General features: G+C 54.3%; 2 rRNA genes (1 of these 2 cut by a window edge). Both read left to right on the forward strand.

From position 1 onward, the window contains the following. Positions 1–2,730, forward strand: a 23S ribosomal RNA gene (locus tag IEX53_RS23430) (it extends 91 nt beyond the left edge of the window). Positions 2,731–3,023: 293 nt separating this feature from the next. Next, a 5S ribosomal RNA gene (gene rrf, locus IEX53_RS23435) occupies positions 3,024–3,134 on the forward strand; the annotation flags it as partial.

Below are 3,134 nucleotides of genomic sequence, written 5' to 3' on the forward strand. Positions count from 1 at the left end.
AATACCCTTTGATCCGTGGATTTCCGAATGGGGCAACCCACCTTAGATAGCTAGAAAATGTGAGCTGTTGTTTATGACAACAGTTCATCTTTCTAGCTATCAACAATAAGGTATCTAACTTTCGAATACATAGGGGTTAGAAGCGAACCCGGGGAACTGAAACATCTAAGTACCCGGAGGAAAGGACATCAAACGAGACTCCGCTAGTAGTGGCGAGCGAACGCGGACCAGGCCAGTGGCTTATGTGAATGAAGTGGAACGATCTGGAAAGTTCGGCCATAGCGGGTGATAGCCCCGTACACGTAGAACAACATAAGTCCTTGAGTAGGGCGGGACACGTGAAATCCTGTCTGAACATGGGGCGACCACGCTCCAAGCCTAAGTACTCGTGCATGACCGATAGCGAACCAGTACCGTGAGGGAAAGGTGAAAAGCACCCCGACAAGGGGAGTGAAAGAGAACCTGAAACCGAATGCCTACAAACAGTTGGAGCCCAAGGTTTGTCCTGGGTGACAGCGTACCTTTTGTATAATGGGTCAGCGACTTAGTCTGACGAGCGAGCTTAAGCCGGTAGGTGTAGGCGCAGCGAAAGCGAGTCTGAACAGGGCGTTCAGTTCGTCGGATTAGACCCGAAACCGAGTGATCTAGCCATGAGCAGGTTGAAGGTACGGTAACACGTACTGGAGGACCGAACCCGCATCTGTTGCAATAGATTGGGATGACTTGTGGCTAGGGGTGAAAGGCCAATCAAACTCGGAGATAGCTGGTTCTCCGCGAAATCTATTTAGGTAGAGCGTCGATTTTATACCCTGGGGGGTAGAGCACTGGATGGGCTAGGGGTCCTCACCGGATTACCAAACCTAACCAAACTCCGAATACCCAGGAGTACTGATCGGCAGACACACGGCGGGTGCTAACGTCCGTCGTGGAGAGGGCAACAACCCTGACCACCATCTAAGGTCCCCAAGTTATGGCTAAGTGGGAAAGGATGTGAGGATCCCAAAACAACCAGGATGTTGGCTTAGAAGCAGCCATCATTTAAAGAAAGCGTAACAGCTCACTGGTCTAAATAAGGGTCTTTGCGCCGAAAATGTAACGGGGCTAAAGCCATACACCGAAGCTGTGGATTGGGATAATCCTAACGGATTACCCAGTGGTAGCGGAGCGTTCCCCAAGCCGTTGAAGCCGGACCCGTGAGGGCTGGTGGAGGTACGGGAAGTGAGAATGCTGACATGAGTAACGATAAAGAGGGTGAGAGACCCTCTCGCCGAAAGTCCAAGGGTTCCTGCTTAAAGTTAATCTGAGCAGGGTTAGCCGGCCCCTAAGGCGAGGCCGAAAGGCGTAGTCGATGGGAACCACGTTAATATTCGTGGGCCTGCGGGTAGTGACGGATCGCGTGTGTTGTGAGGTCTTAATGGATTGATCTTGCAGCGAAGCGGTTCCAGGAAATAGCTCCCGCGTATAGACCGTACCCTAAACCGACACTGGTGGACTGGTAGAGAATACCAAGGCGCTTGAGAGAACTGCGTTGAAGGAACTCGGCAAATTGCACGCGTAACTTCGGAAGAAGCGTGACCCTTCTTCGGGCAACCGAAGGGGGGTGGCACAGACCAGGGGGTAGCGACTGTTTACCAAAAACACAGGGCTCTGCGAAGTCGCAAGACGACGTATAGGGTCTGACGCCTGCCCGGTGCTGGAAGGTTAAGAGGAGGGGTGCAAGCTCTGAATCGAAGCCCCAGTAAACGGCGGCCGTAACTATAACGGTCCTAAGGTAGCGAAATTCCTTGTCGGGTAAGTTCCGACCTGCACGAATGGCGTAACGACTTCCCCGCTGTCTCCAACGCAGACTCAGTGAAATTGAATTCCCCGTGAAGATGCGGGGTTCCTGCGGTTAGACGGAAAGACCCCGTGCACCTTTACTATAGCTTTACACTGGCATTCGTGACGGCATGTGTAGGATAGGTGGTAGGCTTTGAAGCCAGGGCGCCAGCCTTGGTGGAGCCACCCTTGAAATACCACCCTTATCGTCATGGATGTCTAACCGCGGCCCGTCATCCGGGTCCGGGACAGTGTATGGTGGGTAGTTTGACTGGGGCGGTCGCCTCCTAAAGAGTAACGGAGGCGCGCGATGGTGGGCTCAGACCGGTCGGAAATCGGTCGTCGAGTGCAATGGCATAAGCCCGCCTGACTGCGAGACTGACACGTCGAGCAGAGTCGAAAGACGGTCATAGTGATCCGGTGGTCCCGTGTGGAAGGGCCATCGCTCAACGGATAAAAGGTACGCCGGGGATAACAGGCTGATGACCCCCAAGAGTCCATATCGACGGGGTTGTTTGGCACCTCGATGTCGACTCATCGCATCCTGGGGCTGGAGCAGGTCCCAAGGGTATGGCTGTTCGCCATTTAAAGCGGTACGTGAGTTGGGTTCAGAACGTCGTGAGACAGTTCGGTCCCTATCTGCCGTGGGTGTAGGAATATTGACAGGATCTGTCCCTAGTACGAGAGGACCGGGATGGACGTATCTCTGGTGGACCTGTTGTGGCGCCAGCCGCATAGCAGGGTAGCTATATACGGACGGGATAACCGCTGAAGGCATCTAAGCGGGAAACCCACCTGAAAACGAGTATTCCCTATCAGAGCCGTGGAAGACCACCACGTCGATAGGCCGGGTGTGGAAGTGCGGCAACGCATGCAGCTTACCGGTACTAATAGCTCGATCGACTTGATCGTTCTCATTCTCAATGCTCATCTCCCGGCGAACGCAAAGCGTTCGTCCGGTGCGATGAGCATCAGCTTTGTCTTGTCCTCGCGCCGTACGCCCTCCGGGCTGGCTCCGGACGGGGCGCGGCACGAGCCGCGACGGACTAGCGTCCTGTATGGCGCTAAGTCTCGCGGACCTTTGTGCGAAAGGTGAATGTCCTGAAAAGGCAGAAACAAAACCAGCTTCTCATTTTACCCGCATGATCTTATCCAAAGTTAAGCAACTTTTGGGGATCATGCCTAATGACTTTGCGCTTTGCCGACCTGGTGGTTATGGCGGAGCGGCTGCACCCGATCCCATCCCGAACTCGGCCGTGAAACGCTCCAGCGCCAATGGTACTTCGTCTCAAGACGCGGGAGAGTAGGTCGCTGCC

It is taken from the genome of Paramesorhizobium endophyticum (genome assembly GCF_014640615.1).
GTDB lineage: Bacteria > Pseudomonadota > Alphaproteobacteria > Rhizobiales > Rhizobiaceae > Paramesorhizobium > Paramesorhizobium endophyticum.